The organism is Mesorhizobium sp. M0077 (assembly GCF_040322955.1).
Taxonomy (GTDB): Bacteria; Pseudomonadota; Alphaproteobacteria; order Rhizobiales; family Rhizobiaceae; genus Mesorhizobium.
Genome location: NZ_JAMYUL010000005.1, coordinates 35,327 through 60,962 on the forward strand (window position 1 = coordinate 35,327; position 25,636 = coordinate 60,962).

General features: G+C 63.1%; 24 protein-coding genes. 8 read left to right on the forward strand and 16 right to left on the reverse strand.

Features of this window, described 5'->3' with window-relative positions; all coding sequences use genetic code 11:
* The first annotated feature begins 26 nt into the window (after positions 1-26).
* Positions 27-1,283: an Hsp70 family protein gene (locus NKJ57_RS12310; protein ID WP_023823733.1), complete on the forward strand. Its 1,257-nt coding sequence runs from the start codon at positions 27-29 to the stop codon at positions 1,281-1,283.
* On the opposite strand, the gene NKJ57_RS12315 is transcribed toward NKJ57_RS12310, so the two are convergent.
* Entirely contained in the window at positions 1,276-2,184 is a 909-nt protein-coding gene (locus NKJ57_RS12315) for a LysR substrate-binding domain-containing protein (RefSeq protein ID WP_023696707.1), read from the reverse strand. The genes NKJ57_RS12310 and NKJ57_RS12315 overlap by 8 nt on opposite strands.
* Here NKJ57_RS12315 and NKJ57_RS12320 point away from each other — a divergent pair.
* The 4 genes from NKJ57_RS12320 to NKJ57_RS12335 are packed head-to-tail and all read left to right on the forward strand — an operon-like array spanning position 2,134 to position 7,057.
* Positions 2,134-2,466, forward strand: a complete 333-nt coding sequence (locus NKJ57_RS12320; RefSeq protein ID WP_352573712.1) for a hypothetical protein — start codon at positions 2,134-2,136, stop codon at positions 2,464-2,466. The genes NKJ57_RS12315 and NKJ57_RS12320 overlap by 51 nt on opposite strands.
* On the forward strand, positions 2,463-5,393 hold the full coding sequence (locus tag NKJ57_RS12325) for a molybdopterin oxidoreductase family protein (RefSeq protein ID WP_352510950.1): 2,931 nt from the start codon (positions 2,463-2,465) through the stop codon (positions 5,391-5,393). Before NKJ57_RS12320 ends, NKJ57_RS12325 begins: the two co-directional genes overlap by 4 nt.
* Positions 5,390-6,118, forward strand: a complete 729-nt coding sequence (locus tag NKJ57_RS12330; RefSeq protein WP_352510951.1) for a 4Fe-4S dicluster domain-containing protein — start codon at positions 5,390-5,392, stop codon at positions 6,116-6,118. The genes NKJ57_RS12325 and NKJ57_RS12330 overlap by 4 nt, the downstream gene beginning before the upstream one ends.
* Before the next feature lie 3 nt (positions 6,119-6,121).
* Entirely contained in the window at positions 6,122-7,057 is a 936-nt protein-coding gene (locus tag NKJ57_RS12335; protein ID WP_352510952.1) for a dimethyl sulfoxide reductase anchor subunit family protein, read from the forward strand.
* Positions 7,058-7,069: 12 nt separating this feature from the next.
* Here NKJ57_RS12335 and NKJ57_RS12340 read toward each other — a convergent pair whose 3' ends face one another.
* The gene (locus NKJ57_RS12340; RefSeq protein WP_352510953.1) at positions 7,070-7,942 is read right to left on the reverse strand and encodes a LysR substrate-binding domain-containing protein; all 873 of its coding nucleotides are present in this window, start codon (positions 7,940-7,942) and stop codon (positions 7,070-7,072) included.
* A gap of 94 nt (positions 7,943-8,036) precedes the next feature.
* Between NKJ57_RS12340 and NKJ57_RS12345 the strand changes: the two genes are divergently transcribed.
* Positions 8,037-9,008 (forward strand): quinone oxidoreductase family protein, encoded by a 972-nt coding sequence (locus NKJ57_RS12345; RefSeq protein ID WP_352510954.1) that lies wholly within the window; start codon positions 8,037-8,039, stop codon positions 9,006-9,008.
* Positions 9,009-9,012: 4 nt separating this feature from the next.
* Here the strand turns inward: NKJ57_RS12345 and pdeM are convergent, their stop codons facing one another.
* Both pdeM and NKJ57_RS12355 read right to left on the reverse strand, forming a co-directional pair.
* Positions 9,013-9,729: a ligase-associated DNA damage response endonuclease PdeM gene (gene pdeM / locus NKJ57_RS12350; RefSeq protein WP_352510955.1), complete on the reverse strand. Its 717-nt coding sequence runs from the start codon at positions 9,727-9,729 to the stop codon at positions 9,013-9,015.
* A complete protein-coding gene (locus tag NKJ57_RS12355; RefSeq protein WP_352511128.1) occupies positions 9,726-12,215 on the reverse strand; it encodes a ligase-associated DNA damage response DEXH box helicase in 2,490 nt (829 codons plus the stop codon). Before NKJ57_RS12355 ends, pdeM begins: the two co-directional genes overlap by 4 nt.
* Here NKJ57_RS12355 and NKJ57_RS12360 point away from each other — a divergent pair.
* Positions 12,123-12,317, forward strand: coding sequence for a hypothetical protein (locus tag NKJ57_RS12360; protein WP_352511137.1), 195 nt, complete (start codon positions 12,123-12,125; stop codon positions 12,315-12,317). The genes NKJ57_RS12355 and NKJ57_RS12360 overlap by 93 nt on opposite strands.
* 140 nt (positions 12,318-12,457) lie before the next feature.
* Here NKJ57_RS12360 and NKJ57_RS12365 read toward each other — a convergent pair whose 3' ends face one another.
* From NKJ57_RS12365 to NKJ57_RS12375, 3 genes are all read right to left on the reverse strand, one after another.
* Positions 12,458-13,318 (reverse strand): C40 family peptidase, encoded by an 861-nt coding sequence (locus NKJ57_RS12365; RefSeq protein WP_352510956.1) that lies wholly within the window; start codon positions 13,316-13,318, stop codon positions 12,458-12,460.
* A gap of 29 nt (positions 13,319-13,347) precedes the next feature.
* The gene (locus NKJ57_RS12370; RefSeq protein ID WP_023669596.1) at positions 13,348-13,698 is read right to left on the reverse strand and encodes a MarR family winged helix-turn-helix transcriptional regulator; all 351 of its coding nucleotides are present in this window, start codon (positions 13,696-13,698) and stop codon (positions 13,348-13,350) included.
* A 62-nt stretch (positions 13,699-13,760) separates the two neighbouring features.
* The gene (locus tag NKJ57_RS12375) at positions 13,761-15,122 is read right to left on the reverse strand and encodes a leucyl aminopeptidase family protein (protein WP_352510957.1); all 1,362 of its coding nucleotides are present in this window, start codon (positions 15,120-15,122) and stop codon (positions 13,761-13,763) included.
* 237 nt (positions 15,123-15,359) lie between these two features.
* Between NKJ57_RS12375 and NKJ57_RS12380 the strand changes: the two genes are divergently transcribed.
* Positions 15,360-16,181, forward strand: coding sequence for a tetratricopeptide repeat protein (locus NKJ57_RS12380; RefSeq protein WP_352510958.1), 822 nt, complete (start codon positions 15,360-15,362; stop codon positions 16,179-16,181).
* A gap of 113 nt (positions 16,182-16,294) precedes the next feature.
* Here NKJ57_RS12380 and NKJ57_RS12385 read toward each other — a convergent pair whose 3' ends face one another.
* The 9 genes from NKJ57_RS12385 to NKJ57_RS12425 form a co-directional block, all read right to left on the reverse strand.
* A complete protein-coding gene (locus tag NKJ57_RS12385; RefSeq protein WP_023703460.1) occupies positions 16,295-17,311 on the reverse strand; it encodes a type II secretion system F family protein in 1,017 nt (338 codons plus the stop codon).
* A 39-nt stretch (positions 17,312-17,350) separates the two neighbouring features.
* On the reverse strand, positions 17,351-18,364 hold the full coding sequence (locus tag NKJ57_RS12390; RefSeq protein ID WP_023703461.1) for a type II secretion system F family protein: 1,014 nt from the start codon (positions 18,362-18,364) through the stop codon (positions 17,351-17,353).
* A gap of 29 nt (positions 18,365-18,393) precedes the next feature.
* Positions 18,394-19,899 carry a TadA family conjugal transfer-associated ATPase gene (locus NKJ57_RS12395; protein ID WP_023738191.1) on the reverse strand — a complete coding sequence of 502 codons (1,506 nt, stop codon included), beginning with the start codon at positions 19,897-19,899 and terminating at the stop codon, positions 18,394-18,396.
* 29 nt (positions 19,900-19,928) lie between these two features.
* Entirely contained in the window at positions 19,929-21,212 is a 1,284-nt protein-coding gene (locus NKJ57_RS12400) for a CpaE/TadZ family protein (protein WP_023681982.1), read from the reverse strand.
* A 54-nt stretch (positions 21,213-21,266) separates the two neighbouring features.
* On the reverse strand, positions 21,267-22,004 hold the full coding sequence (locus NKJ57_RS12405) for a CpaD family pilus assembly protein (protein ID WP_352510959.1): 738 nt from the start codon (positions 22,002-22,004) through the stop codon (positions 21,267-21,269).
* A 14-nt stretch (positions 22,005-22,018) separates the two neighbouring features.
* Positions 22,019-23,551 carry a type II and III secretion system protein family protein gene (locus NKJ57_RS12410; protein ID WP_023681984.1) on the reverse strand — a complete coding sequence of 511 codons (1,533 nt, stop codon included), beginning with the start codon at positions 23,549-23,551 and terminating at the stop codon, positions 22,019-22,021.
* Positions 23,548-24,360 carry a Flp pilus assembly protein CpaB gene (gene cpaB / locus NKJ57_RS12415; protein ID WP_023681985.1) on the reverse strand — a complete coding sequence of 271 codons (813 nt, stop codon included), beginning with the start codon at positions 24,358-24,360 and terminating at the stop codon, positions 23,548-23,550. Before cpaB ends, NKJ57_RS12410 begins: the two co-directional genes overlap by 4 nt.
* 205 nt (positions 24,361-24,565) lie before the next feature.
* Positions 24,566-25,084 (reverse strand): A24 family peptidase, encoded by a 519-nt coding sequence (locus tag NKJ57_RS12420; protein WP_352510960.1) that lies wholly within the window; start codon positions 25,082-25,084, stop codon positions 24,566-24,568.
* A 149-nt stretch (positions 25,085-25,233) separates the two neighbouring features.
* Positions 25,234-25,404: a Flp family type IVb pilin gene (locus NKJ57_RS12425; RefSeq protein ID WP_023681987.1), complete on the reverse strand. Its 171-nt coding sequence runs from the start codon at positions 25,402-25,404 to the stop codon at positions 25,234-25,236.
* Positions 25,405-25,636 lie beyond the last annotated feature (232 nt).

Here is a 25,636-nt window from a genome sequence, read left to right on the forward strand (position 1 = left end):
CGACGACCCAATGACAGGAGGCTGCAATGCACCAGGCATTTGGCGGCATCGATTTCGGCACGTCCAATTCTACGGTGGGCGTGATCCGCAACGGCCAGGCACGGCTGGTGGCGCTGGAAGGCGAACAGCCGACATTGCCAAGCGCGGTTTTCTTCAACTTCGAGGACGGTCACACCTATTTCGGCCGCCGCGCCATTGCCGACTACACCGATGCCATCGAAGGCCGGCTGATGCGGTCGCTGAAGAGCGTGCTCGGCAGTTCGCTGGCGCATGAGAAGACGCGGATCAAGGCCCGGCAGATCGGTTTCATCGACATTGTCGGCATGTTCGTCGGCCATTTGAAGAAGCGGCTTGAGGAAGATGCCGGCGCTCCGGTGGAGAACGTTGTGCTCGGCCGGCCGGTGCAATTTGTCGACGACGATGTGGAAGCCGATGCCAAGGCGCAAAGCGAGCTTGAAAAAGCGGCGCGCGCGCAAGGCTTCAAGCACATCGCCTTCCAGTTCGAACCGATTGCGGCAGCACTCGACTATGAGCAGGACGTGAAGCGCGAGGAACTGGCGTTGATCGTCGACATGGGCGGCGGCACGTCCGACTTCTCGATCGTGCGCGTTTCGCCGCAACGCGCCCGCTCACGCGACCGCAAGGACGACATCCTCGCCAACCGAGGCATTCATATTGGCGGCACCGATTTCGACCGGCTGCTCAGCATCGCCCATGTCATGCCCAAGCTCGGCTATCTCTCGCCCACAAAAGACGGCAAGCGCAACCTGCCGGCGAGCTATTTCATTGATCTCGCGACGTGGCAACGCATCAACCTCGTTTACACCGCCAAGGCGATGACGCATCTGAGGCAGATCCGCTTCGAGGCCGTCCGCGCCGACCTTGTCGACCGCTTCATCCATATTGTCGAGCACCGTTACGGCCATGCGCTGGCCGGCCTGGTCGAACGAGCCAAGATCGCGCTGACAGATCAGGCTTCGGCTGATGTGACGGTGGCACTGCCCGGCGCGGGTTTTGCCGCCGAGATCACGCGAGACGGCCTGGAAGAGACGATTGCCGCCGACATCGAGCGGGTGTCCGCGACGGTGCGGCAGACGATTGCCGATGCTGGCGTGAAAGCGTCCGACATCACCGCCGTGTTCCTCACCGGCGGCTCGACCGCCATCCCGCTGGCACGGCGCGAAATCCTGTCGCTGGTGCCGCAAGCCGCCGTTATCGAGGGCGACATGTTCGGTTCGGTCGGCCTTGGCCTGGCGCTGGATGCACAGCGGAAGTTTAGCTAGAGCTCACGATGCGGTTCCCGCCCTCAGCGCCGAGATGCGCCTTGAGCGCCATCTGGGCCAGGCTTGCCTGGCGGTCACGATGGGTGATCATGGCGAAGTCGCGCTTCGGCAGCTCGAGCGGCACCGACCGGAGACTGCCCTCGGCGACGGCGCGTCCGACGACGAGGTCCGAGATGATGGTGGCGCCGGCGCCGGCCTCGACCGCCTGGCGAACCGCCTCGTTGCTCGGCAGCACCAGAAATATCTGCAGGTCGCCAAGCGATATCCCCTCGCGGCGGGCCAGGTCCTCCAGCACCTCGCGCGTGCCCGAACCACCCTCACGGATGATCCAGCGCAGCCCTCTGATATCCGGGCGGCCCGGCGCGATCTCGGCGATTTCGGGATGCGAGGCGGCGACGACCAGCATCAACCTGTCGACGTCGACCTTGGTGCGGCGGAGGATGTCTGACTCGGTGCGCCCCTCGACCAGACCGAGATCGGCGGTGCCATCGAGCACGTTGGCCTCGACCTGCCTGGTGTTGCCGATGCTGACGCTCAAGCGCACCGCCGGGTAGGCCTCGTGGAAAGAGGCCAGCCGGCGCGGCAGCCAGTAGCTGGCGATGGTCAGGCTGGCGGCGATGGACAGACTGCCGGCGACCGTCTGCGAGACATGCTCCAGCACATTTCGGGCGGCGGCGGCGCGTTCCAGCACCGCCTTGGCCTCGGGCAGGAAACGGTGGCCGGTCTGAGCCAGCTCGATGTTGCGGCCGACACGGTTGAACAGATGAACGCCATGCTGCTCTTCGAGCGCGCGGATGGCGGCCGACGCCGCCGACTGGGAGATGCCCAAAAGCTCTGCCGCCTTGGTCATATGGCCGCGTTCGGCAACGGCAACGAAAATGCGCAACTGGTCCAGCGTCATGTGTGCATTAAGAACCAATTCCGATCGAATTTACAAGAACAACTGATTGGACGGATCGATAGCTTTATTCTACTTTTTCTGCCAAAGTTAGAAAAAATTCGCCAACAAATCGCATCCAACAAAATGATCGGGCGGTTCAGATCCCTGTTTGCGCATTGGACCCGTGGCCTCAGGCGGCGGCTGGCCGGCGACCGCTATCATCCTGAAGAACACTATATGCGTGGCCCCGGACCGAAGACGCGGGCCAAATTCGCAGGTAGCAAAAGCACGCCGGCATCATGAACCCAGCTGCGCCGCGCGGGGCCAATTCCGCACCGTCGCAACGGTCGCTTGCCGACACGCGCGCGCCGGATGAAGGCGACGGCGTCGACACCTCGCCCGATGTCTCCGACAGCATCGCCAAGACCACCTGCTATATGTGCGCCTGCCGCTGCGGCATCGACGTCCATATCAAGAACGGCAAGGTCCGCTACATCAACGGCAACAAGGCCCACCCGGTCAATCGCGGCGTGATCTGCGGCAAGGGCAGCTCCGGCATCATGCAGCACTACAGCCCGGCGCGGCTGAAGAAGCCGCTGCTGCGCAGCGGCCCGCGCGGCTCGGGCGAATTCCGTGAGATCGAATGGGAGGAAGCCCTTTCGATTGCGACCGGGCGGCTATCGCATATCCGCCGGACCGATCCCAAAAAGCTTGCCTTCTTCACCGGGCGCGACCAGTCACAATCGCTGACCGGCTGGTGGGCGAGCCAGTTCGGCACGCCGAACTTCGCCGCCCACGGCGGCTTCTGCTCGGTCAACATGGCGGCCGGCGGACTCTACACAATCGGTGGCTCGTTCTGGGAGTTCGGCGAGCCGGACTGGAACAACACGAAATACTTCATGCTGTTCGGCGTCGCCGAGGACCATGATTCCAACCCGATCAAGATCGGCTTGGGTAAACTCAAGGCGCGCGGCGCCAAGGTGGTGTCGATCAACCCCTGTCGCACCGGCTACAACGCCATTGCCGACGACTGGATCGGGATCCGGCCCGGCACCGACGGCCTCTTCGTCTTAGCCCTAATCCATGAACTGCTGAAGGCAGGCCGCGCCGATCTCGATTATTTGCTGCGCTACACCAACGCCCATGTGCTAGTCGTCCAGGAGCCGGGTGCGGCGGACGACGGGCTGTTCCTGCGCGACAGCGACAACAATCTTCTCGCCTGGGACAGAGTGGCGAAGACAACCGTCAACGCAGCCGATGCGGATGCGAAACCGGCGCTGACCGGCAGCTTCACGTTCGCCGGCCGCCGTTGCGTGCCGGTGTTCCAGCTTATCGCCGACCGCTACATGGACGACAGCTACGCACCCGATGCGGTCGCGGCGCGATGCGGCGTTCCGGCCGACACCATCCGCCGGATCGCTGCCGAACTCGCCCACGTCGCCTTCGAACAGACGATCGAACTGCCGGTTGCGTGGACCGACTGGGCCGGACGGCGGCACGAGACGATCAAGGGACGGCCGGTGTCGATGCATGCCATGCGCGGCATCTCGGCCCACTCCAACGGCTTTCACTCCTGCCGCGCCATCCACCTGCTGCAGGTGCTGCTCGGCACGGTGGACGTGCCCGGCGGCTTCCGTTTCAAGCCGCCCTACCCGCGCTCGGCGCCGCCGGGACCGAAGCCGACCGGCAAGGTGGTCAAGCCGATGACGCCGCTCGACGGCATGCCGCTCGGCTTCGTCTGCGGGCCGGACGATCTCCTGGTCGACGAGGCCGGAACGCCGCTCCGCATCGACAAGGCTTATTCCTGGGATGCGCCGCTCGCCGCGCATGGGCTGATGCATACGGTCATCCGCAATGCGTGGGCCGGCGACCCATACCCGATCGACACGCTGATGATGTACATGTCGAACATGGCGTGGAATTCCTCGATGAACACCGTCGAGACCATTGCCATGCTCACCGACCATGACGAAGCGGGCAACTACAAGATCCCCTTCATCATCTATTCCGACGCCTATTATTCCGAGACGGTGCCGTTCGCCGACCTGGTGCTGCCCGACACCACCTATCTCGAACGTCACGACTGCATCAGCCTGCTCGACCGGCCGATCAGCCATGCCGACGGACCAGGCGATGCCATCCGCCATCCCGTCGTCGAACCCAACCGCGACGTCAGGCCGTTCCAGTCAGTATTGATCGAACTCGGCGCCCGGCTCGGCCTGCCCTGCTTCGTCAACGACGATGGGGTGGCGAAATACCTCGACTATGCCGACTACATCGTCAATCACGAGCGCACGCCCGGCATCGGCCCGCTCGCAGGCTGGCGCGGCAAGGACGGCACGTCTGCAGGCAAGGGCGAGGTCAACCCAAACCAGCTGCAGCGCTACATCGACAATGGCGGCTTCTGGCACCAGGACTTTGCTGAGGACCAGCGCTATTACAAGATGGCCAACCGCTCCTATCTCGACTTCGCGGAGCAGATGGGGTTCATCCCCAAGGCCGAGCCGATCGTGTTCCAGCTCTATTGCGAACCGATGCAGCGCTTTCGCCTCGCCGCGCGCGGTCATGGTCGCGTCCAGCCGCCCGAGAGCGAACGCCAGCGCATCGAGACCTATATGGATCCGCTGCCGTTCTGGTTTACGCCGTTCGAAGAGGCCGCGGTCGATCCGCAGAAATACCCGCTGCATGCGCTGACGCAGCGGCCTATGCACATGTATCATTCCTGGGGCTCGCAGAATGCGTGGCTGCGGCAAATCACCAGCCAGAACCGCCTGTTCGTGCACCACAAGACCGCGGCAGTTCTCGACCTGGCCGACGACGACTGGGTGTGGATCGAAAGCATCAACGGCCGGGTGAAGGGGCAGATCAAGCTGGTCGACGGCGTCAATGCGGATACGGTCTGGACATGGAACGCCATCGGCAAAAGGCGCGGCGCCTGGGGGCTGAAGGACAACGCCGCCGAGAGCAATCGCGGCTTCCTGCTCAACCACATCATCGGCGACCAGACCTCGGCCGATGCGAACGGTAAACGCTATTCGAATTCCGATCCGGTCACCGGCCAGGCGGCGTGGTTCGATCTCAGGGTTCGCATCGTCAAATGCGCCTCCGAAGAAGCCGGCTTCACCGAGCCGCAATTCGAGCGCTTCAGCCAGCCGCCAAATGTCGAGCCATCGCCCGACATCCTTCGCTTCGGCGCCGAGTTCCGCGTCCATAGGGAAGCTGTGGAATGACCTGCCTTCCCGCCCATACAGACAAGAAGCTTGGCCTGGTCATCGACCTCGACACCTGCGTCGGCTGCCAGGCCTGCGTCACCGCCTGCAAGGAGTGGAACACCGGCGGCCACATGGCGCCGCTGACCGACATCGACCCCTATGGCGGCCATGTCGACGGCGTCTGGTTCAACCGCGTGCACAGCTACGAGCACACGACCGAGGCGGGCGGGCGCACGGTCAACTTTCCGCGCTCCTGCCTGCATTGCGAGACGCCTGCCTGCGTCACTGTCTGCCCGACCGGCGCGTCCTACAAGCGGGCGTCGGACGGCATCGTGCTGATCGACGAAAGCAAATGCATCGGCTGCAAACTGTGCAGCTGGGCCTGCCCCTATGGCGCGCGCGAATTCGATACCGACGTCGGCGTGATGAAGAAATGCACGCTGTGCGTCGACCGCATCTACAACGACAATCTGGCCGAGGAAGACCGCGTGCCGGCCTGCGTTGCCGCCTGCCCGACCAGCGCCCGGCATTTCGGCGACCTCGGCGATCCCACCTCGGCGGTGTCGCAACTGGTGGCGGAGCGTGGCGGCGTCGACCTGATGCCGGAGATGGGTTACAAGCCGACCAACAAATATCTGCCGCCGCGCGCCCAGCGCGCCGCATCGGTGCCGGCGCCAAGGCTCGAGCCAGTCACGGTCGAAGGCGGTTTTCTTGGCTGGATCGACCGCATGCTTTCGAGCTGACCAATGCATCCAGCCTTTTCCGTCGTTTTCTTCACCACTGCCACAGGAGCGGGCTATGGACTGCTGGCGCTGCTCGGCGTGCTTGGCGGACTGGGTTTTATCCCGGCCCATTTCTGGCTCGGCCTTATCGGCATGGGGCTGGCGCTTGGCCTGATTGCCGCCGGCCTTTTGTCGTCGACCGGCCATCTCGGCCGGCCCGAACGCGCCTGGCGCGCCTTTTCGCAATGGCGTAGCTCCTGGCTGTCACGCGAGGGTGTATCGTCGGTCGCAACCTTCATTCCAGCCGGGCTGTTCGGCATCGGCTGGGTGTTTTTTGGCCGCACCGGAGGCTGGATGGCCATCGCCGGGCTTCTCGCAACTATCGGCGCAATCGTCACCGTCTGCACCACCGGCATGATCTATGCCTCGCTGAAGCCGATCGCGCAGTGGCATAGCCCGTATACGCTGCCGGGCTATCTCATCTTTTCGGCGATGTCCGGCAGCGTGCTGTTGAACGCGCTGCTGCAGGCTTTCGCCATCGGCTCGACCGCCGTTGCGGTAGCCGCTCTGCTGCTGACCTTGCTCGGCTGGGGCTGGAAGCTGGCGACGTGGCGATACAATGACGCGCTAGAGATTGCGAGCACCGCCAACACGGCAACGGGGCTCGCCGGGGGTACAGTGCGCTCACTGGAATGGCCGCACACCGAAGAGAACTACCTGCTCAAGGAAATGGGCTTTCGCATCGCGCGCAAGCACGGCGCCAGGCTGCGTCGTATCACGCAGGTGCTGGCTTTCGCCTTGCCTGCCCTGCTGCTAGCTGTTGCATTCGCTTTGCCCTGGCCGTTCGCAGCGGCGCTGTCGGTGCTTGCCGCAATCGTCCAGTTCGCCGGCATGCTGGTCGAGCGCTGGCTGTTCTTCGCCGAGGCCAAGCACACCGTCACCCTCTATTACGGCCGGTAGAGCGTCCCGCCGTCAGGCGGTCCGTGCTCGTGGCGCCGCCGGCAAATCCTTAAGCAGGATTTCGATCGCGGCATCGACGACGGCTGTCCTGCGGTCATGCACGTAGAGACCGTATTGGACGATCAGGGGCTCGGGCACCGATGTCTTCAGGACGCGCATTGAGCCGGCGCGCACGGATTCCGGCGGAAGCAGCCCGACGCCGAGCCCGTTCTCGATCGCCGCCTGCAGGCCGGTGACGCTCTGGCACGACAGGACGATCCTATACTGCCGGCCGGCGGCGACCAGCGCCTCGATCATACGCCTGCGCCAAGGGCAGGTTGCGCCGAAGGCGGCGAGATCGAGTGGCCGGTCATGGTCCAGCACATAGTCCTGGGCGCAGACCCACTGCAGTTCGACGTTCCATGTCGTCACTGCATCGGCCGCGACGACGGATGTCGGGGCAATCATGACATCCAGCGCATCCTCGCTCCACAGCCGTCCCAGCGCGACGCTGTGCTCGACCATCGCGTCGAGGCTGATGTCGGGATATGTGCGATGCAGCCGCCCAAGCGCGGCCGAAAGCGCGGCCGTGGTGACCTCTTCGGCAAGACCAATACGCACGCCGCCGCCAATGCCAGCCTGCTGCAGACGCGCCACCGCTTCATCGCCGAGAGCGAGGATGCGGGTCGCGTATCCCAGAAAGAGCTCTCCCTCCGCAGTTGGTACGACACCGCGGCCGGTGCGCTGGAACAGATGCCGTTGGAGCAGGCCCTCCAGCCGTCGCATCTGCATGCTCAGCGCCGATTGGGTCTTGCCGGTCTGCGCGGCGACCCTGCTCAGGCTACCTTGCCGGCAGACCGCGACATAGGTGCGGAGAAGGTCGAGGCCGATCTGTTCAGATATCATCTTGTTTGAACTCTGATGTCATCGGTATCGGTCTACAATGATATCCCGCCACGCGCTATCTCACACTCAAGAGAACAGCGCAGGGAAGAAAACCATGAAAGCGATCCGTGTTCACCGCCATGGCGGGCCAGATGTGCTCGCCTACGAAGATGTCGACATCGGCCAGCCCGGACCGGGCGAGGTGCGCGTGCGCAACCGGGCGGTCGGCCTCAACTTCGTCGACATCTATTTTCGCACCGGCGAATACGCGCCGCCCGCTCTGCCATTCATTCCCGGCAATGAAGGCGCCGGCGAAATCGTCGCCGTCGGTGAAGGCGTCAGCGGCTTCGCGCCTGGCGACCGAGTCGCCTATGTCGAGACGCTCGGCGCCTATGCCGAAGAACGCATCGTGCCGGCGCATTTCGTCGTGCATCTGCCCGACGCCATCGATTTCGAGACGGGTGCGGCGATGATGCTGAAAGGGCTGACGGCGCAATATCTGCTGCGCCGCACGTTTCGCGTCGAGGCGGGCCATACCATCCTGGTGCATGCCGCGGCGGGCGGCGTCGGCCTCATCCTGACGCAATGGGCCAAACATCTCGGCGCGACCGTCACCGGCACGGTCGGTTCACCCGAAAAGGCCGAACTTGCGCGCGCCAATGGCTGCGACCATGTCATCGAATACAGCAAAGAGAATTTCGCCGCACGGGTGAAAGAGGTCACCAACGGCGAAGGCTGCCACGTCGTCTATGACGGCGTCGGCAACGCGACCTTCCCGGGCTCGCTCGACTGCCTGCGGCCGTTCGGCACCTTCGTCAGCTACGGCACGGCATCGGGATCGATCCCACCCTTCGATATCATGCTGTTGATGCAGAAAGGATCGCTGTTCGCCACCTGGCAGTTGCTGTTCCATCATCTCGCCAGGCGTGAGGACGTCGTCGCCATGAGCGAGGATCTGTTCAGCGTCGTCCTCAGCGGCGCAGTGAAAATCCCGGTGCACACAAGCATGCCGCTTGCCGAAGTGGCGGAGGCGCATCGCCGGCTCGAAGCACGGCAGACGACAGGCGCAACCGTGCTTATACCGTAGAAACTTAGCCCGGCCGCAGCATCGAACCGGAAATGGCGAAGATGCGCGCGGCGCCCATCATATAGGCTATCAACGTCTCGCGGCGGAACAGGCCGGCATAGGCGCGGTCGAGCACGTTGAGCGAGCCGGTATAAGCGCCGAAGGCCGGCATGATCATGCGGCCGCCATCGCCGGCAAAGCAGCGCCGCCGCACCGAGCGGCCCTGCTGGACGATGCGGGCGCAAGGGTGAAGATGGCCGGCAACTTCGCCCTCGGTTCTTACCTTCGACGGCTCGTGGCGGAACAGCAGCGAGCCGATGGCGAGTTCGCGCACCGTCTCGCCTGGCAAATCCGCCGGCGCTTCCGGGTCATGGTTGCCGGCGACCCAGAACCAGTCGCGGCCGGCCATCAATGCTTCCAGCCGATCGCGGAAGGTTTGATGCATGCGCTCGGCGCCGCCGCCGTCGTGGAAGGAGTCGCCCAGGCTGATGACGATGGCCGGCTGGTAGTCCGCGATTACCGCCTGCAGCCGGAGCAGAGTGGCGCCGGTATCGTAGGGCGGGATCAGTGCGCCGCGCCTGGCGAAGGACGAGCCCTTTTCCAGATGCAGGTCGGAGACCGCGAGCAGCCTGAGATCGGGGAAATAGAGCACGCCGCGCGAATCACAGACCGCGCGCTCGCCCGCGATGCCGACAAAATCGGCCTCGGCGATCAGCGATGCCCGCGCCAGCGAAAAATTCATTCCTCAACCATCCCAGGACCCATGGCTTCCTCGACCAAAGTCGCGGCATCCATCAGCAGCGTTTCGTCGGCCTCGCCATTCACCGGCATCTTGCCGATTTCGAGCATGATCGGCACGGCCAGCGGCGATATCTGTTCGAGTGCCTTATGCACGATTCGACCCTGGATACGCGAGAGCATGTCGGCAAGTCTGCTGACATCGAGCAGACCGGTCGCCGCGTCGGCGCGCGTCGCCTGCAGCAGGATGTGGTCGGGTTCATGGCTGCGCAGCACGTCATAGATCAGATCGGTCGAGACGGTGACCTGACGGCCGCTTTTCTCCTGTCCCGGGTGGCGCTTCTCGATCAGGCCTGAAATCAGCGCGCAGTTGCGGAAGGTGCGCTTGAGCAGCCAGCTGTCGGCCAGCCAAGCCTCGAGGTCGTCGCCCAGCATGTCCTGGTCGAACAGCGCGCCAAGCGAAGGTTTCCGCGATTTGAACATCGCGCCCATATCGCCCAGCGACCAGATGGCCAATGCGTAGTCGGTGGCGACGAAGCCAAGCGGCCTGGCACCGGCCCTGTCCAGGCGGCGGGTGAGCAGCATGCCCAGCGTCTGGTGCGCCAGCCTGCCCTCGAAAGGATAAGCGACGAGATAGTGACGGTTGCCGCGCGGAAAGGTCTCGATCAAGAGGTCGTCGCGTTTGGGCAATACCGATTTGTCGGCTTGGTAACGCAGCCAATCCGACACCTGCTCGGGCAGCTTCTTCCAGCGCTGTGGGTCGTCCAGCATGGCGCGCACCTGCTCGGCGAGGTAAGTCGAAAGCGGAAATTTGCCGCCGCCATAGTAAGGCACCTTGGCGTCGCTTCCCGGCGCATTCGAGACGAAGCATTCGTTCTCGCGGATGCCTTCGAAGCGCAGGACTTTGCCGGCAAACATGAAGGTGTCGCCATGCGTCAGCGTTTCGAGGAAGGCCTCCTCGATCTTGCCCAGAGCCCGGCCGCCGTGCGAAGCCGAGCCTTTGCTGCCGGCCTTGACGTAACGCACATTGAGCGCCGGCACCTCGATGATGGTGCCGACGTTCAGCCGATATTGCTGCGCGACGCGGGGATTGGAGACCCGCCACATGCCGTCCTTGTTGAGGCGGATGCGGGCGTAGCGCTCGTAGTTCTTCAGTGCGTAACCGCCGGTGGCGACGAAATCGATGACGCGGTCGAATGTCGGCCGGTCGAGGCTGGCATAGGGCGCTGCTGTCAGCACTTCCTCGTAGAGATCGTCGGCGCGAAACGGCGCCCCGCAGGCGCAGCCCAGCACATGCTGCGCCAGCACGTCCAGCCCGCCATCGACCAGCGGCGGCGTATCCTGGGCGCCGAGGTAGTTGGCGTCCAGCGCTGCCCGGCACTCCAGCACCTCGAAACGATTGGCCGGGATCAGGATCGCCTTCGACGGCTCGTCCATGCGGTGATTGGCGCGGCCGATGCGCTGCGCCAGCCGGCTGGCGCCCTTGGGCGCGCCGACATGGACGACCAGATCGACATCGCCCCAATCGATGCCAAGGTCGAGCGTCGAGGTGGCGACGATGGCACGGAGCGCGTTTTCCCCCATCGCCTTCTCGACGCGTCGGCGCTGGGCGACATCGAGCGAGCCGTGATGCAGCGCGATCGGCAAGGTATCCTCGTTGACCCGCCACAATTCCTGAAACAGCAGCTCGGCCTGGCTGCGAGTGTTGACGAACAGCAGGGTGGTCTTGTGGCGCTTGATCTCGCGATAGATTTCCGGCGTCGCATAGCGCGCCGAATGGCCGGCCCATGGCACGCGCTCTTCCGAATCGAGGATCGAGATTTCGGGCTTCGCGCCGCCGGTGACGACGATGAGTTCAGCCATGTCTCCCGGTGGATTCTGGCTGACCAGCCAGCGCCGCAATTCGTCGGGCTCGGCCACCGTTGCCGACAGACCGATCGTCTGCAGGCCGGGCACGATGCTGCGCAGCCGCGCCAGCCCGAGCGCCAGCAGATGGCCGCGTTTCGATGTCACCAGCGAATGCAGCTCGTCGAGCACGACATAGCGCAGATCCTCGAAGAAGCGCCCGGCATCGCCCGCCGCAATCAGCAGCGCCAATTGCTCGGGCGTGGTGAGCAGGATATCGGGCGGCGCCAGCTTCTGGCGCTGTCGCTTGTGGGAAGGCGTGTCGCCGGTGCGCGTCTCGATGGTGACGGGCAGGCCGATCTCCTCCACCGGCTTGCCGAGGTTGCGCTCGATGTCGACGGCCAGCGCCTTCAGCGGCGAGATGTAGAGCGTATGGATGCCGCGCCGTGCCATACCGGCTTTGCGTCTGGGGCGGTTGGCCAGTTCGGTCAACGATGGCAAGAAGCCGGCCAGCGTCTTGCCGGCGCCGGTCGGTGCGATCAAGAGCACCGATTGCCCGGCTTGAGCCTTCGCCAGCAGCTCGATCTGGTGAGCGCGCGGCGACCAGCCTTTTTCGCCAAACCATCTGATGAATGGCTCGGGCAGAAGGACGGCGGCATTCTGTTTGGCAAGGCGCGGCTGCTCGGTCACGCGAAAGAGTTAGCGCGATGGCGCGCGATCGCCAAGGAAAATCGGAACAAAAGGTGATCGGGTGAGCTATCCCTCGCCGCGTTTACGGGGAGAGGATGCCGGCAGGCAGGTGAGGCGCAGCGCGACCTTTCAGTCGCTGGCGTCGCCCCTCATCCGTCTTCGGGCACCTTTCCCCGTGAACGGGCGAGGAAGAGGCGCTAGGGCCGCCGAAACCCAGTCGGCCCGCCATACAGATACCCAATCCGATCAACCGCATCCTTCAGCCCTTCGCGCGAGACCAGCATGGTGTGGCCGTTGGCGTGGATCATTGTCTCGGCGTCGGTCATGATCGCGACATGGCCCTTCCAGAACACCAGGTCGCCGCGTTTCAGTCCGGCATAATCGAATCCCGGATCGAGCGGCTCGCCGAGGCCTGCCGCTTGCATGTCGGAATCACGCAGCACATTGCGGCCGGCCATGCGCATGGCCAGTTGCACGAGGCCCGAACAGTCGATGCCGAAGCCGGAGGTGCCGCCCCAGAGATAGGGCGTGCCGAGAAACATCTCGGCGACCGAGACATAGTCGGCGGCGATGTCACTGACCGGGCAAATATGGCCGGCGATCAGCGCCTCGCTGGAGGGCAACAGCGCATAGTGCGTGCCGCGCGTTTCGGCGGCACCGGTTACCGTCACCGTCGAGCCCATCGACAATTGGCCGCTGATCGGGAAGCGCAGATCCGGGCCAGGATAGAGGAAGGTGCGCGGCGCCGTGACGATGTGGGTTGGCGCATGCTCGCGTGCGCCCAGCATGGTGGCGCCGACATAGCCGACATAGCCGTCGCGTTCGGCCTGGACCCAGGCCCAGCCCTCGGCTTCCTCGAAGACAAGCACATCGTCGCCGAACAGTACCTGCGTGTTGACGCCGGCATCCGGGCGCGGTGCCTTGCGCACGTCAGCCACGGAGGCCGTGATCCGAGCCGGACGGCCGGTGACGAAGCGGTCGGCCGAAACCTCCCCTTTCAGCCTTGCATCGGCGAGGTCGGAACGGAAGGCGTGGAGGCGGGCATCCCTGGCAGTCAAATCGGTACTCGCTCTAATTCATGGATTGATCAGATGGGCAGTTCATGAGCCCTGGCAACGATACCATCCCCGAAGCGCTCGACAAAGAGCGCGCCTTCGACCGTGCGCCGGATCAGCACATTGCGCTTGTCGAGCTCGTCGCGATGGCGTGACACCAGTTTCAGCGCACCCATCGTGTCGAGCGCGCGGGTGATAACCGGCTTGGTGACATTGAGGCGGGCGGCTAGACCGCGCACCGTGTGCGGCGGCGGGTCGAGATAGATGGTGAACAGGATCGCCGTCTGGCGCATGGTGAGATCTGGCGCGCCGGCGCGCACCTGCGACAGCATCACCTGCTGCCACAGCCGCATCGCCTGGCTCGGACGCATCGAAATCGACATCGCCCGAGCATGACGGCAAATTGTTTCGGTTCCGTTTCAGTTTTGGTGGCCGTCTCAGGGCGTCAGGCATAGCGCCTCGAAATGACCCGCTCCAGTGCACGGATGCCTTGCGCCTCTCCGCCGGCGGGTCCGTAGGGGCGATCGGACGGGTTCCAGGCGAAGATGTCGAAGTGCGCCCAGCCCGTTGTCCGTTCGACAAAGCGCTTGAGGAAAAGCGCCGCGGTGACCGAACCGGCGAAGCCGTCGGTGGTGACGTTGTTGATGTCGGCGATCTTCGACGCCAGCCTGGCGTCATAGGGCCGCCACAACGGCATGCGCCACAACGGATCCTCGACGGCCACCGAGGCCGCAGCCAGTTCGGACGCCAGCGCTTCGTCGCCAGTGTAGAAAGGCGGCAGATCGGGACCGAGCGCGACACGCGCTGCCCCGGTCAGCGTCGCCATGTCGATCAGCAGTTCCGGCTCCTCGTCATCGGCCAGCGCCAGCGCATCGGCCAGCACCAGCCGCCCTTCGGCGTCGGTGTTGCCGATCTCGACGGTGAGGCCCTTGCGGCTGGTCAGTACATCTCCAGGCCGGAAGGCGTTGCCGGCAATCGAATTCTCGACCGCCGGGATCAGGACGCGCAGCCGGATCTTCAGCCCGGCAGCCATGATCATCGAGGCCAGGCCCAGCACATTGGCGGCGCCGCCCATATCCTTCTTCATCAAGAGCATGCCCGACGACGGTTTGATGTCGAGGCCGCCAGTGTCGAAACAGACACCCTTGCCGACCAGCGTCACCTTCGGCGCGCCTTCCGGTCCCCAAACCATGTCGATCAGTCGCGGCGCTCCGACCGAGGCGCGGCCGACCGCATGGATCATCGGGAAATTCTGCTTCAGGAGATCATCGCCCTTGATCACCGACACCTCGGCCTTGTGAGTGGCCGCCAGGGTCCGAACCGCCTTCTCCAACTCGTCCGGTCCCATGTCGCTGGTCGGCGTGTTGACCAGGTCGCGCGCCAGGAAGACGCCGTCGGCGATGCCCCGGACACGTCCTGGATCTACGCCGAGCGGCAGCGCGAAACGCAGCGCCTTGCCTGATTTCTTGCCGTAGCGAGTGAAGACGTAACCACCGAGCACCAAGGCTATGACCGCGAGTTCCGGCTCGGCTGGAGCGGCGGCAAAATGCCAGTCGCCTTCCGGCAAGGCTCTCGCCAGCATGCCGACGGCCAGCGCGCCCTCGCCGTCACCGACGCCGAACAAGGCGCCAGCAAGGGAACCGTTGTCGCCCGGGACGGCGAGCGTCCTGCCGGCTTCGCCGGAAAAGCCGTTGGCGGCCGCCCATGCGATCGTGGAAGGCGAAAGCCCCAAGGCCTCCAGTCCATCCCTCGCGACCAGATGGATCGGCAAGGCAGTGTTTAGTGTCTCGACGAGTTCGACGGGCATTCGATGGTCTCCGGGAGGCTTGCAGATCGTCCTCAGTCAAGTGACAGGGACGTCGAATGATTTCAACATCTATACACAGAGCCGGGCATGGGACGTGCCAGGTCAGTGGCTTTCGGCGGGCCGTTCACCGATCCGACGGCTCGCTTTTTAACTGTCCGTTAGGGTTAACAGAATATTTCTGCAGGGATGAAGATGGCCACGTGAATGGCCACGCCCAGAATGGAGAGCCCCGTGCCGATGCCCACCAGCCGAAGGATGAACGTCACGGGCAAACGGTTGGTCACCACAGCGCTGCTGATGGCGCTGGCGGCCGGTGCTGCGGGGTGCGGAACCAGCAAGCTCACGACCGGCTCGATCGGGCGCACCAGCGGCAAACCGCTGGAAACCATGTCGGCCAGCGAGTTGCACGGGGCGACCGGGCGGCTCGGCGAATCCTACGCAAAGAACCCCAACGACAAGCGGCTGGCGACAAATTTTGCGGCGGCGCTCCAGATGGACGGCGATGCCGACCAGTCGCTTGCCGTGATGCGCAAGCTGGCGATCGCCTACCCCAAGGATCGCGACGTGCTTGCCGCCTACGGCAAGGCGCTGGCCGCCAACGGCCAGTTCGAGCCGGCGCTCGACGCCGTGCGCCGGGCGCAGACGCCGGAATATCCGGACTGGCGGCTGATGTCGGCCGAGGCCGCCATTCTCGACCAGCTTGGCCAGAAGGATGAAGCGCGCCAGAACTACCGCAAGGCGCTGGACCTCAAGCCGAACGAACCCTCGATCCTTTCCAATCTCGGCATGTCCTATGTGCTGGAAGGCGATCTGCGCACCGCCGAGACCTATATGCGCTCGGCAGCCCAGCAACCGAATGCCGACAGCCGGGTGCGCCAGAACCTTGCGCTGGTCGTGGGACTGCAGGGCCGCTTCGACGAGGCCGAGAAGATCGCCTCGCAGGAGCTTTCGCCGGAACAGGCGCAAGCCAATGTAGCCTATCTTCGCCAGATGCTTGCCCAGCAGAACGCCTGGAGCCAGCTCAAGGATCAGGACAAGGCAAAGGCGGCGACCAACTGAGCGCCGCATGGGCGCCGGCTCCGCACAGCGCAAAATCCGTCCACGCATCAACGCTGAAAACCAAGAGCCGCACTGCATTGGCAGTGCGGCTCTTTGTATGGCTGCAACGAGGCCTACTGGCTTGAGGAATTGTGCTGGTCGCCGAAGATGCCGCGCTGGCTGACCTGAATGCCGGCTGGGCCCAGAATGATGGCGAACAAAACCGGCAGGAAGAACAGGATCATCGGCACGGTAAGCTTCGGCGGCAGGGCGGCGGCCTTCTTCTCGGCTGCATTCATGCGCATGTCGCGGCTTTCCGCGGCCAGCACGCGCAATGCGTGCGCCACGGGTGTGCCGTAGCGTTCCGCCTGGACCAGTGCCTGGGACACTGACTTCACCGATTCCAGGCCGGTACGAGCCGACAGGTTTTCATAAGCCTGCTTGCGTTCCTGCAGGTAAGAGAGTTCGGCATTGGTCAGCACGAATTCCTCCGCCAGCGCCACCGATTGCGAACCGATCTCCTCGGAGACCTTGCGCAAGGCAGCCTCGACCGACATGCCCGACTCTACGCAGATCAGCATCAGGTCGAGCGCATCCGGCCACGCCGCCTGGATCGACTGCTTGCGCTTGGCGGCACGATTGTTGACGTAAAGGATCGGCGCGTAGAAGCCGGCGTAGGCGACGAGAATGCAGACGAACAGTTTCGCGAAGGCCGGCCGGTCAGGCAGTCCGCCGAGCACGAACAGATAGATCGCTGCCAGCGCGAAACCCACAAACGGCAGGATCAGGCGGAAAAACAGGAAGCGCGTCAGCGGGTTTTGGCCACGAAAGCCCGCCACCTTGAGCTTCTGCAACGTGCCTTCATCGGCCAACGCACGCCGCAGGTCGAGCCTGTCGACGATGTTGCGCATGCCGATCGACTGCTCTTCGCGCAGCCCCTTGCGGCGGCGATCGGCTTCGTTGGCAAGCCGCGAGCGCTGCTTGGCGCGCAATTCGTCACGCTCCAGCGCCACCGATTTCATGCGCGCCTTGAGCTGATTGCCGCCAAGCGCCGGCAGCAACGTGAAGACGGTCGCGAACACCGCAACGCCGACCAGCAATGCGATCAGGAAGGCAGGATCGGTCAGCGATTTTACGACTTGGTCGGTCATCCGTTTTCAGTCTTTTCGTTCGAGCTTTCCAAGGTGGGCCTAAACTTCAAAGTTCATCATCTTGCGCATCACCAGAATGCCGATCGACATCCACACGCCGGAACAGCCAAGGATCAGATTGCCGGTGCTGGTGGTGAACAGCGGCATGATGTAGTTCGGGCTCGACAGATAGACGAGAAGGGCGACGACAATAGGCAGCGCGCCGATGATGACGGCCGACGCCTTCGCTTCCATGGACAGCGCCTGGACCTTGGCCTTCATTTTCTTGCGATCGCGAAGCACGCGCGAAAGGTTGCCTAGCGCCTCGGAGAGATTACCGCCGGCCTGTGACTGGATCTGGATAACGATTCCGAAGAAACTTGCCTCGCTGCACGGCATGGTCTCAGCCATGCGCAAGGTGGCGTCGGGGATGGACATGCCAACCTGCTGCGAATCGACGATCCGGCGGAACTCGGTCTTGACCGGCTCCGGCGATTCATTGGCGATCAGGCGAATGGCGTCGTTGAGCGGCAGGCCGGATTTGACGGCGCGCACGATGATGTCGAGGGAGTTGGGAAATTCGTTGAGGAACGCCTTGACCCGGCGCGCGCGGCGAAACGAGACGAACCAGCGCGGCAGGCCGAGCGCGCCGGCCAGAAGCGTACCCGGCAGGACAAGTAGCGGCGCGCCGGCGAGATAGGCGAGCACCGTCAGCGCGATGCCGCAAATGACGGAGTAGATATAGAAACGCTCGATCGAGACCTGCATGCCGGCCTGACGAATCTGGGCCTTCAACGGCGGCTTCTTGACGGCGAGTTCGTTGGTTTTCTGCTTTTCGTCGAGCTGTTTCAGCGTGTCCTGGACAGATTTACGCCGCTTGACCGCCTCCGCGACACGGTCGCGCGAAGCCTTGACGACCGAACGATCGGTCTCGGCGGCCTTGATCGTCTCGAGCCGCTTGCCGGCCTGCTTCTCGTTGCTCATCTTGGTGAACAGGAAGGCATAGGCGACCGCACCGGCGCTGAAGCCGGCGAGCACGATGAAGGCCAGTACGGTGGTATCAATTCCGAACATCGACCTCAGTCCCCAAGCCTGGATATGCGTTAGTCAGCGCGTTTCTCCATCGATTCCAGAGCATTGGCGAGGCGCTGTTCCTCGCCATAGTAGCGGGCGCGATCCCAGAAATGCGGACGGCCGATGCCGGTCGACACATGCTCGCCAAGCAGCCTTCCGTTCGAGTCCTCGCCCTTGATGTTGTAGAGCACGATGTCCTGCGTGATGATGACGTCACCTTCCATGCCGATCACCTCGGTGATGTGGGTAATGCGGCGCGAGCCGTCGCGAAGGCGTGCTGCCTGGATGATGACATCGACGGAGCCGACGACGATTTCACGCACGGTCTTCTGCGGCAGCGAATAGCCGCCCATGGCGATCATCGATTCGATACGGTTCAGGCATTCGCGCGGGCTGTTGGAGTGGATCGTTCCCATCGACCCGTCATGGCCGGTGTTCATCGCCTGCAGCAGGTCGAAAACCTCCGGTCCGCGCACTTCGCCGACGATGATGCGTTCGGGCCGCATGCGCAAGCAGTTCTTGACCAGGTCGCGCATGGTCACCTCGCCTTCGCCCTCGAGATTGGGCGGGCGGGTTTCGAGACGTACCACGTGCGGCTGCTGCAGTTGCAGTTCGGCCGAGTCCTCGCAGGTGATGACGCGTTCCTCGCGGTCGATATAGTTGGTCAAGCAGTTGAGCAGCGTCGTCTTGCCGGAGCCGGTACCGCCGGAGATGACGATGTTGCAGCGGACGCGGCCGATAATCTTGAGTATCTCGGCGCCCTGCGGCGAGATGGCGCCGAACTTGACCAGCTGATCGAGCGTCAGCTTGTCCTTCTTGAACTTGCGGATGGTGAGCGCGGTGCCGTCGATGGAGAGCGGCGGCGCGATCACGTTGACGCGAGACCCGTCAGGAAGACGGGCGTCACAGATCGGGCTCGATTCGTCGACGCGGCGGCCAACCTGGCTGACGATGCGCTGGCAGATGTTGAGCAGCTGCTGATTGTCGCGGAAGCGGATGCCGGTCTGTTCGACCTTGCCGTTGACTTCGATGTAGACGTTCTTGGAGCCGTTGACCATGATGTCGGCGATATCGTCGCGGGCGAGCAGCGGCTCCAGCGGCCCGTAGCCTAGCACATCGTTGCAGATGTCGTCGAGCAACTCTTCCTGCTCGGCGATCGACATTGCGAAATTTTTGATGGCGATGATGTCGTTGACGATATCGCGGATTTCCTCGCGCGCGCTCTCGGGATCGAGTTTCGCAAGTTGCGACAGGTCAATGGTGTCGATGAGCGCGGAGAAGACCTGGCTCTTGGTGTCGTAGTAGGTTTCGCTTTTTTCGCGCTGGATCTTTTTTGGCGGCTCCGGCGCCATCGACGGCGCCTCAACGGCACGGCGAGTTGGCGGCGTTGCCAGCGCTCCCGGCGGCGGCGCTGCCGGGGGTCGGGCAAGTACTGCCATGTCCGCAGGCGTTGCAGCAGCCGGCGCCGCTGACGCTGGCTGACGGAACTCCGGGGTGAACCGGCCGCCGTCGTCGGAGCCTCTTTTTCCAAACATGATCGACTACCAATTTCGCTTGAGAAGCGTCATTTCTTGTTACGCGAGAGCTTGCCGAGGAGGCCGCCAAGGCCTGCCTTCTTCCTGGCCTTGATTTCGCTGCGACCGGTCAGCACGTGCGCGATTTCGTTGATCATGCCGACGACCGGGCTCTTGGGATCCATCTCGCCCAGCATGCGGCCGTTGTTCGCGGCATTTCCAAACAACAACGGGTCGAAGGCGATGACCGACATCGGCGTGAGGCTGAGCGGCTCGGCGAAGTCGGAAGCGGAAATCTCGGGCCGTTTCGGCACGCCGGCCTGATTGATGATCAGTTTCGGCGGCGGATCGTTCGGGCGAAGCCGCGTCAGCATATCGACCAGATTCTTGGTGTTGCGCAGATTGGCCAATTCCGGCGTCGCAGTGATGACGATCTCGTCGGCCTTGATCAGTGTGTTCTTGGTCCAGCCCGTCCAGATATGGGGGACGTCGAGCACCAGCAGCGGCACGCTGCGCTGGGCGGTATCGATGAGTTGCGTGAAGGCATCGGGATCGAAATCATAGACACGTTCGAGGGTGGAGGGCGCGGCGAGCAGCGACAGATGTTCGGCGCACTGGGCAAGCAGACGGTCGAGATAAACCTCGTCGACGCGTTCGGGCGAAAACACGGCCTCGGCGATGCCTTGCGCAGGGTCCTGGTCGAAGTTTATGTTGGCCGTCCCGAAAGCCAGGTCGAGATCGGCTACGACCACTTCCGACTTGAACAGCGATGACATCGCCCACGCCACATTGTGGGCGATGGTCGAGGAGCCGACGCCACCCTTGGCGCCGACGAAGGCGATCGAGCGGCCGATCGGCTCGGCTTCCGGATCGACGAAGATCGACGAAACCACCGAGACAATATCGGCCATCGACACGGGCGCGATGACGTATTCGGAAATACCGAAGCGGATGAGTTCGCGGTAAAGACCGACATCGTTGTAGTGGCCGATCACCACGACTTTAGAGGAGGGATCGCAATATTCTGAAAGCTGGGCAAGCTGCTCCAGCAACTGCTTCGGTTCGCTGCGCGACTCCAGAAGGATGAGGTTCGGCGTCGGCGCGGATTGGTAGAATTCGATCGCCGTGGCGATGCCGCCCATATGCACTTTCAGATGCGCCTTGGCCATGCGGCGATCCTCGCCGGCCCGCTCCACCGGATGCGCGACACCTTCCGTCTCGCAAAATGCCTGGATGGAAATACGCGGAACCGGCCGCAGCGCCTGCATCGCGGCAATATCCAATTGCGAGCTGTCGCCGCCGTCTACGGGCGTATCGTAGGCAAGATTGCTCATTGTCATGCTCTTTTCCGTGACTTCTCTTCCGGTCTCTACGCGGGACCGGCGCTCCTAGTACGTCACTTCCGAATTGCCGAGGAACTCGTCCGAAATACCTCTGCCGCGGTAGACGTCGATCACCGCGCCGCGGTTCTCGGCGTCGATGTCGGACGACTTTCTTGGCCCGAGCAGATCGGTCGGATTGGCGAGTTGCGCGGCGAGGTTGTTTTGAGACGAGCAGCCGTAATCGGCGTAGTGCTTGTTTTCGGAGGTTTCGAGGATGTCTTCGGGCCAGCGCCCGCATTTGTCGGTCTGGGCTCTCACCGAAATATAGGAAACGCGGATAGGCGCCGACGCTTCCGGGGAAACCGACTGGTAGGAGGTCACCACGATCCGGTTTAGCTTGATGCCGCTGGCAACCGCCAGCCTTGCGAAATCGCGCGCCGCGGCAGTCGCCGCGACCTCATTAGCCGAGCCGATCGGGGTTGCGATCGTCAGCGCCGGGGCAGCGCTCTTGTCGTAACCGTCGAGGAAGCCCAGAAGCGTGTCGCGCTGCGAGCCGGTCATGCCGCGATCGCCGGCGCCGACCGGGAGGTCGAGCTTCTGGTTCTTCTCAGCAATTACGATCGGATGCGTGGTGCGATAATCATCGGGAATCGCCCCAACCGTGATGCTGTCGCGCTTAGCGCAACCGGCAAGCGAGGCGGCGATCGCGATCGCCAGGATCGGCATTGCCGATCGGCGGATCCGGCCACGGCCAGACCATGCCGTTGCGGCAATCGCCAGTACCTTTGATGCTGACTGAGACATGTCCGCTTCCCCGCTTATTTGTAGATGAAGCCGACAACGCCGTGGTAGCGGCCGTTGGGCTTGTCGGTCTGCATGGTGCCGTAGACGCGGTTGACGCGGCCAAGGAACATGGCCGGACCATCGCCGGCGGCATTGAAATTGTCGTCCGGCTTAGCCAGGTCGTTGCGCGCCACCGGCCGAGCCAGATAAGGCGTGATGATGATGACCAGTTCAGTTTCATTGCGGACGAAATCGCGGCTGCGGAATAGCGTGCCGAGCACCGGGATCTTGGTCAGGCCGGGCAAGCCCGATACAGCCTGGCGGACGTCGTCGCGAACGAGGCCGGCAATCATCATCGAACCGCCCGACGGCAATTCGACGGTGGTGTCGGCAAGTCTCTTGCGGATCGACAGAAGCGTCAGGCCGGGCAAGCTGCCGCCGCCTTCCAGGGTGGTAGCACCTTCCGAGGTCGGCTCCGAAACCGATGTTCTGACCTTGAGGCTGATCCGACCCGCCGACAGCACAACGGGCTGGAACTCGAGGCCTATGCCGTATTCCAGCTTTTCGTTGGTGTAGGTGACCTGGCCGGTCTGGTTGTCGGTCGAAACGTTGTTCGTACGTGCCGTGATGAGATTGAATTCGCCGCCGACCCTGAACGTTGCCTTCTCGCCCGAAACCGCGGTGAGGGTCGGTTCTGCAAGCGTCTTCATGACGCCGCTTTGCTCCATGGCATTGATGTAGGCTTTGAGGCCACTGCCGCCCAAGTTAAAGCCTGAATTCTGCGAAAGCGGCTTTCCCAAACCGTAGTTGGGCGAACTCAGCGCACCGTAGGCGATGCCGTCCATGCTGCCGCTGCCAACCATGTTGACGCCGAGCTGCTTCATCACCGAGCGGCTGACTTCGGCCACGGTCACCTTCAGCGTCACCTGGTCGTCGCCGATGATCTGTAGCAGGTTGACGATCTTCGAGACCCGGCGTTCGGCATCCGGGTTGTTGATGTCGACGCCGCCATTGGCATTACCGCCGGCCGCGGTCTGCGAATACTGGCCCGTCGTCGCTTCACCGCCGGACACGAAGATGGTTGCCAGATCGACGGCGCGCTTGGCATCGAGCGGCGTATCCACCGTCCCGGTCAGGACGACGTTGTCGTTCAGCAATTCGACCTTGATCTCGGCATTCGGAAGGAAGCGCTTGAGGTAGTCTTCCAATCCGGCGACGTCGCGTTCGACGGCCAGATCCAGGCTGGCAATCTGCTCGCCATTGGGACCGAAGACGAAGATGTTGGTTTCGCCCACCGACTTGCCGAACAGATAGATGCGCCTTGCGGTGCGGGTCACCGCATCGGCGACCGCGGGATTGGCGACAAGGATGTCGTAGGCGTCGCTCGGCAGATCGATGACGACCGATTTGTTGAGGCCGAGCTTGACACGTTGCGTGGCGGTCGAGGCCGTGACCCCGACGCTCTTTCCGGCGGCCTTGGCGTCGCCGAGGCCACTTGCATGGGCTCCGAGGAAAAGCAGGCCGACGGCTGCAGCCATGGTGACCGGCAGTTTAGCGACTAACCTCATTTCCTTGCCCCTACTTCGGAAACTTCGCCCGATTTGATCAACCGCACCGTTCCGCGCCGCCCACTGCCGGAAACGAGGTAGTCGGCTTCATCGGTACCCTTTTCCTTGTTGTCGGTGATCGAGCGCAGCGCCAGCGTCAGGCGATCGGCCATCTGCTGGGCGACGGTTATGATCTCGGCCTGCTGCGGCGTCAGCTCCAGCGTCGCCGTCTGTCCGACCCTGGTCTTCTTGCCTTCCTCGTCCTCCTGGATGGTCTGATCGATCGCCAGGACGCGGATGTTCTTGAGGATGGTCTCGGTGGTGAATCCGCTGCCGCCGTTGCCGGTGTCGGATCTGCGGGTCATGATGACGTCGACAAAATCGTTGGGCAGGATGAACCCGCCTGCCGACGTGTCAGCCGAGATCGCGGTGGCGACGGCACGCATGCCGGTGGGCAGGATCGAAGACATGAAGCTTTGCCCCTCGCCGATCAGCTTGGAGCGCCGCAGCGGCTCACCGGTGTACATCGCCATGCGGGCGACGGAGCCCTTCAGTTTCTCCCGCGCTTCGGGTTCGGCGGCACGGGTGATGAAATTCGCATTGATGCCATCGGACGGCCAGGACTCCCAGCTGAGATTGTTCTCAAGTGGGCTGCCCATCGGCACGTCGCCGGAAAGCACGAGCACATCCTGCAAGGCAATGGCCGGCGCCTGCGGGGCATCGGCGACGACCTGCTGGGGCGGGACCGCCACCATATTCTTGGCAACATAACCTGCACCACCCGCCGCAGCCACCGCCACGCCCAGAATAATCAGTCGGGATGCTGGCATCTGTCCGAACCCTCGCCTTTAGGCAACCACCTAGCCAGGCCGGACTTTGCAGCGGCAATCGTCAAAACAAGGTTAATGCAATGCTTACGATCGTGATTAATTTAAGGTTTACATAAATTGGACGGACCCGTGCTCCGACGACAGAAAGGGCGACCAGCGGCCTCTTTTCAGACCGATGTCGGAGCGGCAAAGGTTGCTTGCTGCTTCAGTTCGCCAGCTTTGCCAGTGCCCAAACCATCAGGGGTGAATCCGGATAGGTCAGCAGCCCGCCAATGCCGAGTGCAATGCCGTAGGGAACGCCAGTCGTGTCGTCGGCGAAATGGCGCAGGAATAGATTGTGGCTGGTGTAAATCGCCAGCGGCGATTTCCGGTAGAGAAGGATGGCGAGCGTCAGCAGTCCGCCGATGAACGTCGATATCACGAGATACTCGACAAGGTGAATGTTGAACCCCATCCAGACGGCGGTGCCGGCGAGCAGCTTGGCGTCGCCGCCACCCATGCCGCCGAGTGCAAACAGACCGAACGTCACGGCCAGCACTAGGGCGCCGGCGGCGAAATGCCAGCCATAGGTTGCCCAGTCCATGGCCGTCAGCGGCGCAACCAGCGCAAACACCGCCAGCAGCAGCACCGGTACGCGGTTGGCGATCGTCATCGACAGCATGTCGGAGATCGCGGCGAAGAGCATGCAAAAAGGAAAGATGACGAAGATCAACGCTTCGAGCATGGGCGCGACACCCTGTTGCCAACTGTGTCCAGCCTCAGCCTAGACATATATGATTAACGATCGATGAGACTGGGTTACTCAAAACCGCCCGACGCGATGAAATAAGGGCCGCCAGTCAGGCGGCCCCTATCTCTAAGGCAACCAGGGTATTACGAACCACTCACCTTACCGGCGATGGCGATGAACTTGTTGTTCAGGGCGTTGCCGAGCTGACCAGCGCCAAAAATGATGGCAAGCGCGATGAGAGCGGCGATCAGACCGTATTCGATAGCGGTCGCGCCGGATTCGTCCTTCGCGAAACGTGCGATGAGATTAGACATTCGAGAGCTCCTACTCCACGTGTTACAGCACTTCCGTCAACTTCTGTGGTGGTTGATCGGATGCTGCCAATCTACGGAGAAGCTCTTTCAATCGGCTTAATAAACAGCCTTACCGATTCCTTTCCCGCTTCGAACAGCTTGCGTGGTTAACCGTAAACTAAACGCTGGACAGTGGCTCGCCTGCCCGTGAAAAGCTGTAATTTCACGGCTATCGGCAGGACGCAATGTTATA

Excerpts from the sequence above, each read along its gene's own strand:
- NKJ57_RS12320 (WP_352573712.1), top strand. The coding sequence starts at position 2,134 with ATGGCCGCGTTCGGCAACGGCAACGAAAATGCGCAACTGGTCCAGCGT.
- NKJ57_RS12405 (WP_352510959.1), bottom strand. The coding sequence starts at position 22,004 with ATGTCTCAGTCAGCATCAAAGGTACTGGCGATTGCCGCAACGGCATGG.
- NKJ57_RS12310 (WP_023823733.1), top strand. The coding sequence starts at position 27 with ATGCACCAGGCATTTGGCGGCATCGATTTCGGCACGTCCAATTCTACG.
- NKJ57_RS12380 (WP_352510958.1), top strand. The coding sequence starts at position 15,360 with ATGCCCACCAGCCGAAGGATGAACGTCACGGGCAAACGGTTGGTCACC.
- pdeM (WP_352510955.1), bottom strand. The coding sequence starts at position 9,729 with ATGAATTTTTCGCTGGCGCGGGCATCGCTGATCGCCGAGGCCGATTTT.
- NKJ57_RS12340 (WP_352510953.1), bottom strand. The coding sequence starts at position 7,942 with ATGATATCTGAACAGATCGGCCTCGACCTTCTCCGCACCTATGTCGCG.
- NKJ57_RS12370 (WP_023669596.1), bottom strand. The coding sequence starts at position 13,698 with ATGTCGATTTCGATGCGTCCGAGCCAGGCGATGCGGCTGTGGCAGCAG.
- NKJ57_RS12390 (WP_023703461.1), bottom strand. The coding sequence starts at position 18,364 with ATGTTCGGAATTGATACCACCGTACTGGCCTTCATCGTGCTCGCCGGC.
- NKJ57_RS12330 (WP_352510951.1), top strand. The coding sequence starts at position 5,390 with ATGACCTGCCTTCCCGCCCATACAGACAAGAAGCTTGGCCTGGTCATC.
- NKJ57_RS12425 (WP_023681987.1), bottom strand. The coding sequence starts at position 25,404 with ATGTCTAATCTCATCGCACGTTTCGCGAAGGACGAATCCGGCGCGACC.
- NKJ57_RS12335 (WP_352510952.1), top strand. The coding sequence starts at position 6,122 with ATGCATCCAGCCTTTTCCGTCGTTTTCTTCACCACTGCCACAGGAGCG.
- NKJ57_RS12420 (WP_352510960.1), bottom strand. The coding sequence starts at position 25,084 with ATGCTCGAAGCGTTGATCTTCGTCATCTTTCCTTTTTGCATGCTCTTC.
- NKJ57_RS12395 (WP_023738191.1), bottom strand. The coding sequence starts at position 19,899 with ATGTTTGGAAAAAGAGGCTCCGACGACGGCGGCCGGTTCACCCCGGAG.
- NKJ57_RS12375 (WP_352510957.1), bottom strand. The coding sequence starts at position 15,122 with ATGCCCGTCGAACTCGTCGAGACACTAAACACTGCCTTGCCGATCCAT.
- NKJ57_RS12315 (WP_023696707.1), bottom strand. The coding sequence starts at position 2,184 with ATGACGCTGGACCAGTTGCGCATTTTCGTTGCCGTTGCCGAACGCGGC.
- NKJ57_RS12345 (WP_352510954.1), top strand. The coding sequence starts at position 8,037 with ATGAAAGCGATCCGTGTTCACCGCCATGGCGGGCCAGATGTGCTCGCC.
- NKJ57_RS12400 (WP_023681982.1), bottom strand. The coding sequence starts at position 21,212 with ATGAGCAATCTTGCCTACGATACGCCCGTAGACGGCGGCGACAGCTCG.
- NKJ57_RS12325 (WP_352510950.1), top strand. The coding sequence starts at position 2,463 with ATGAACCCAGCTGCGCCGCGCGGGGCCAATTCCGCACCGTCGCAACGG.
- cpaB (WP_023681985.1), bottom strand. The coding sequence starts at position 24,360 with ATGCCAGCATCCCGACTGATTATTCTGGGCGTGGCGGTGGCTGCGGCG.
- NKJ57_RS12385 (WP_023703460.1), bottom strand. The coding sequence starts at position 17,311 with ATGACCGACCAAGTCGTAAAATCGCTGACCGATCCTGCCTTCCTGATC.
- NKJ57_RS12410 (WP_023681984.1), bottom strand. The coding sequence starts at position 23,551 with ATGAGGTTAGTCGCTAAACTGCCGGTCACCATGGCTGCAGCCGTCGGC.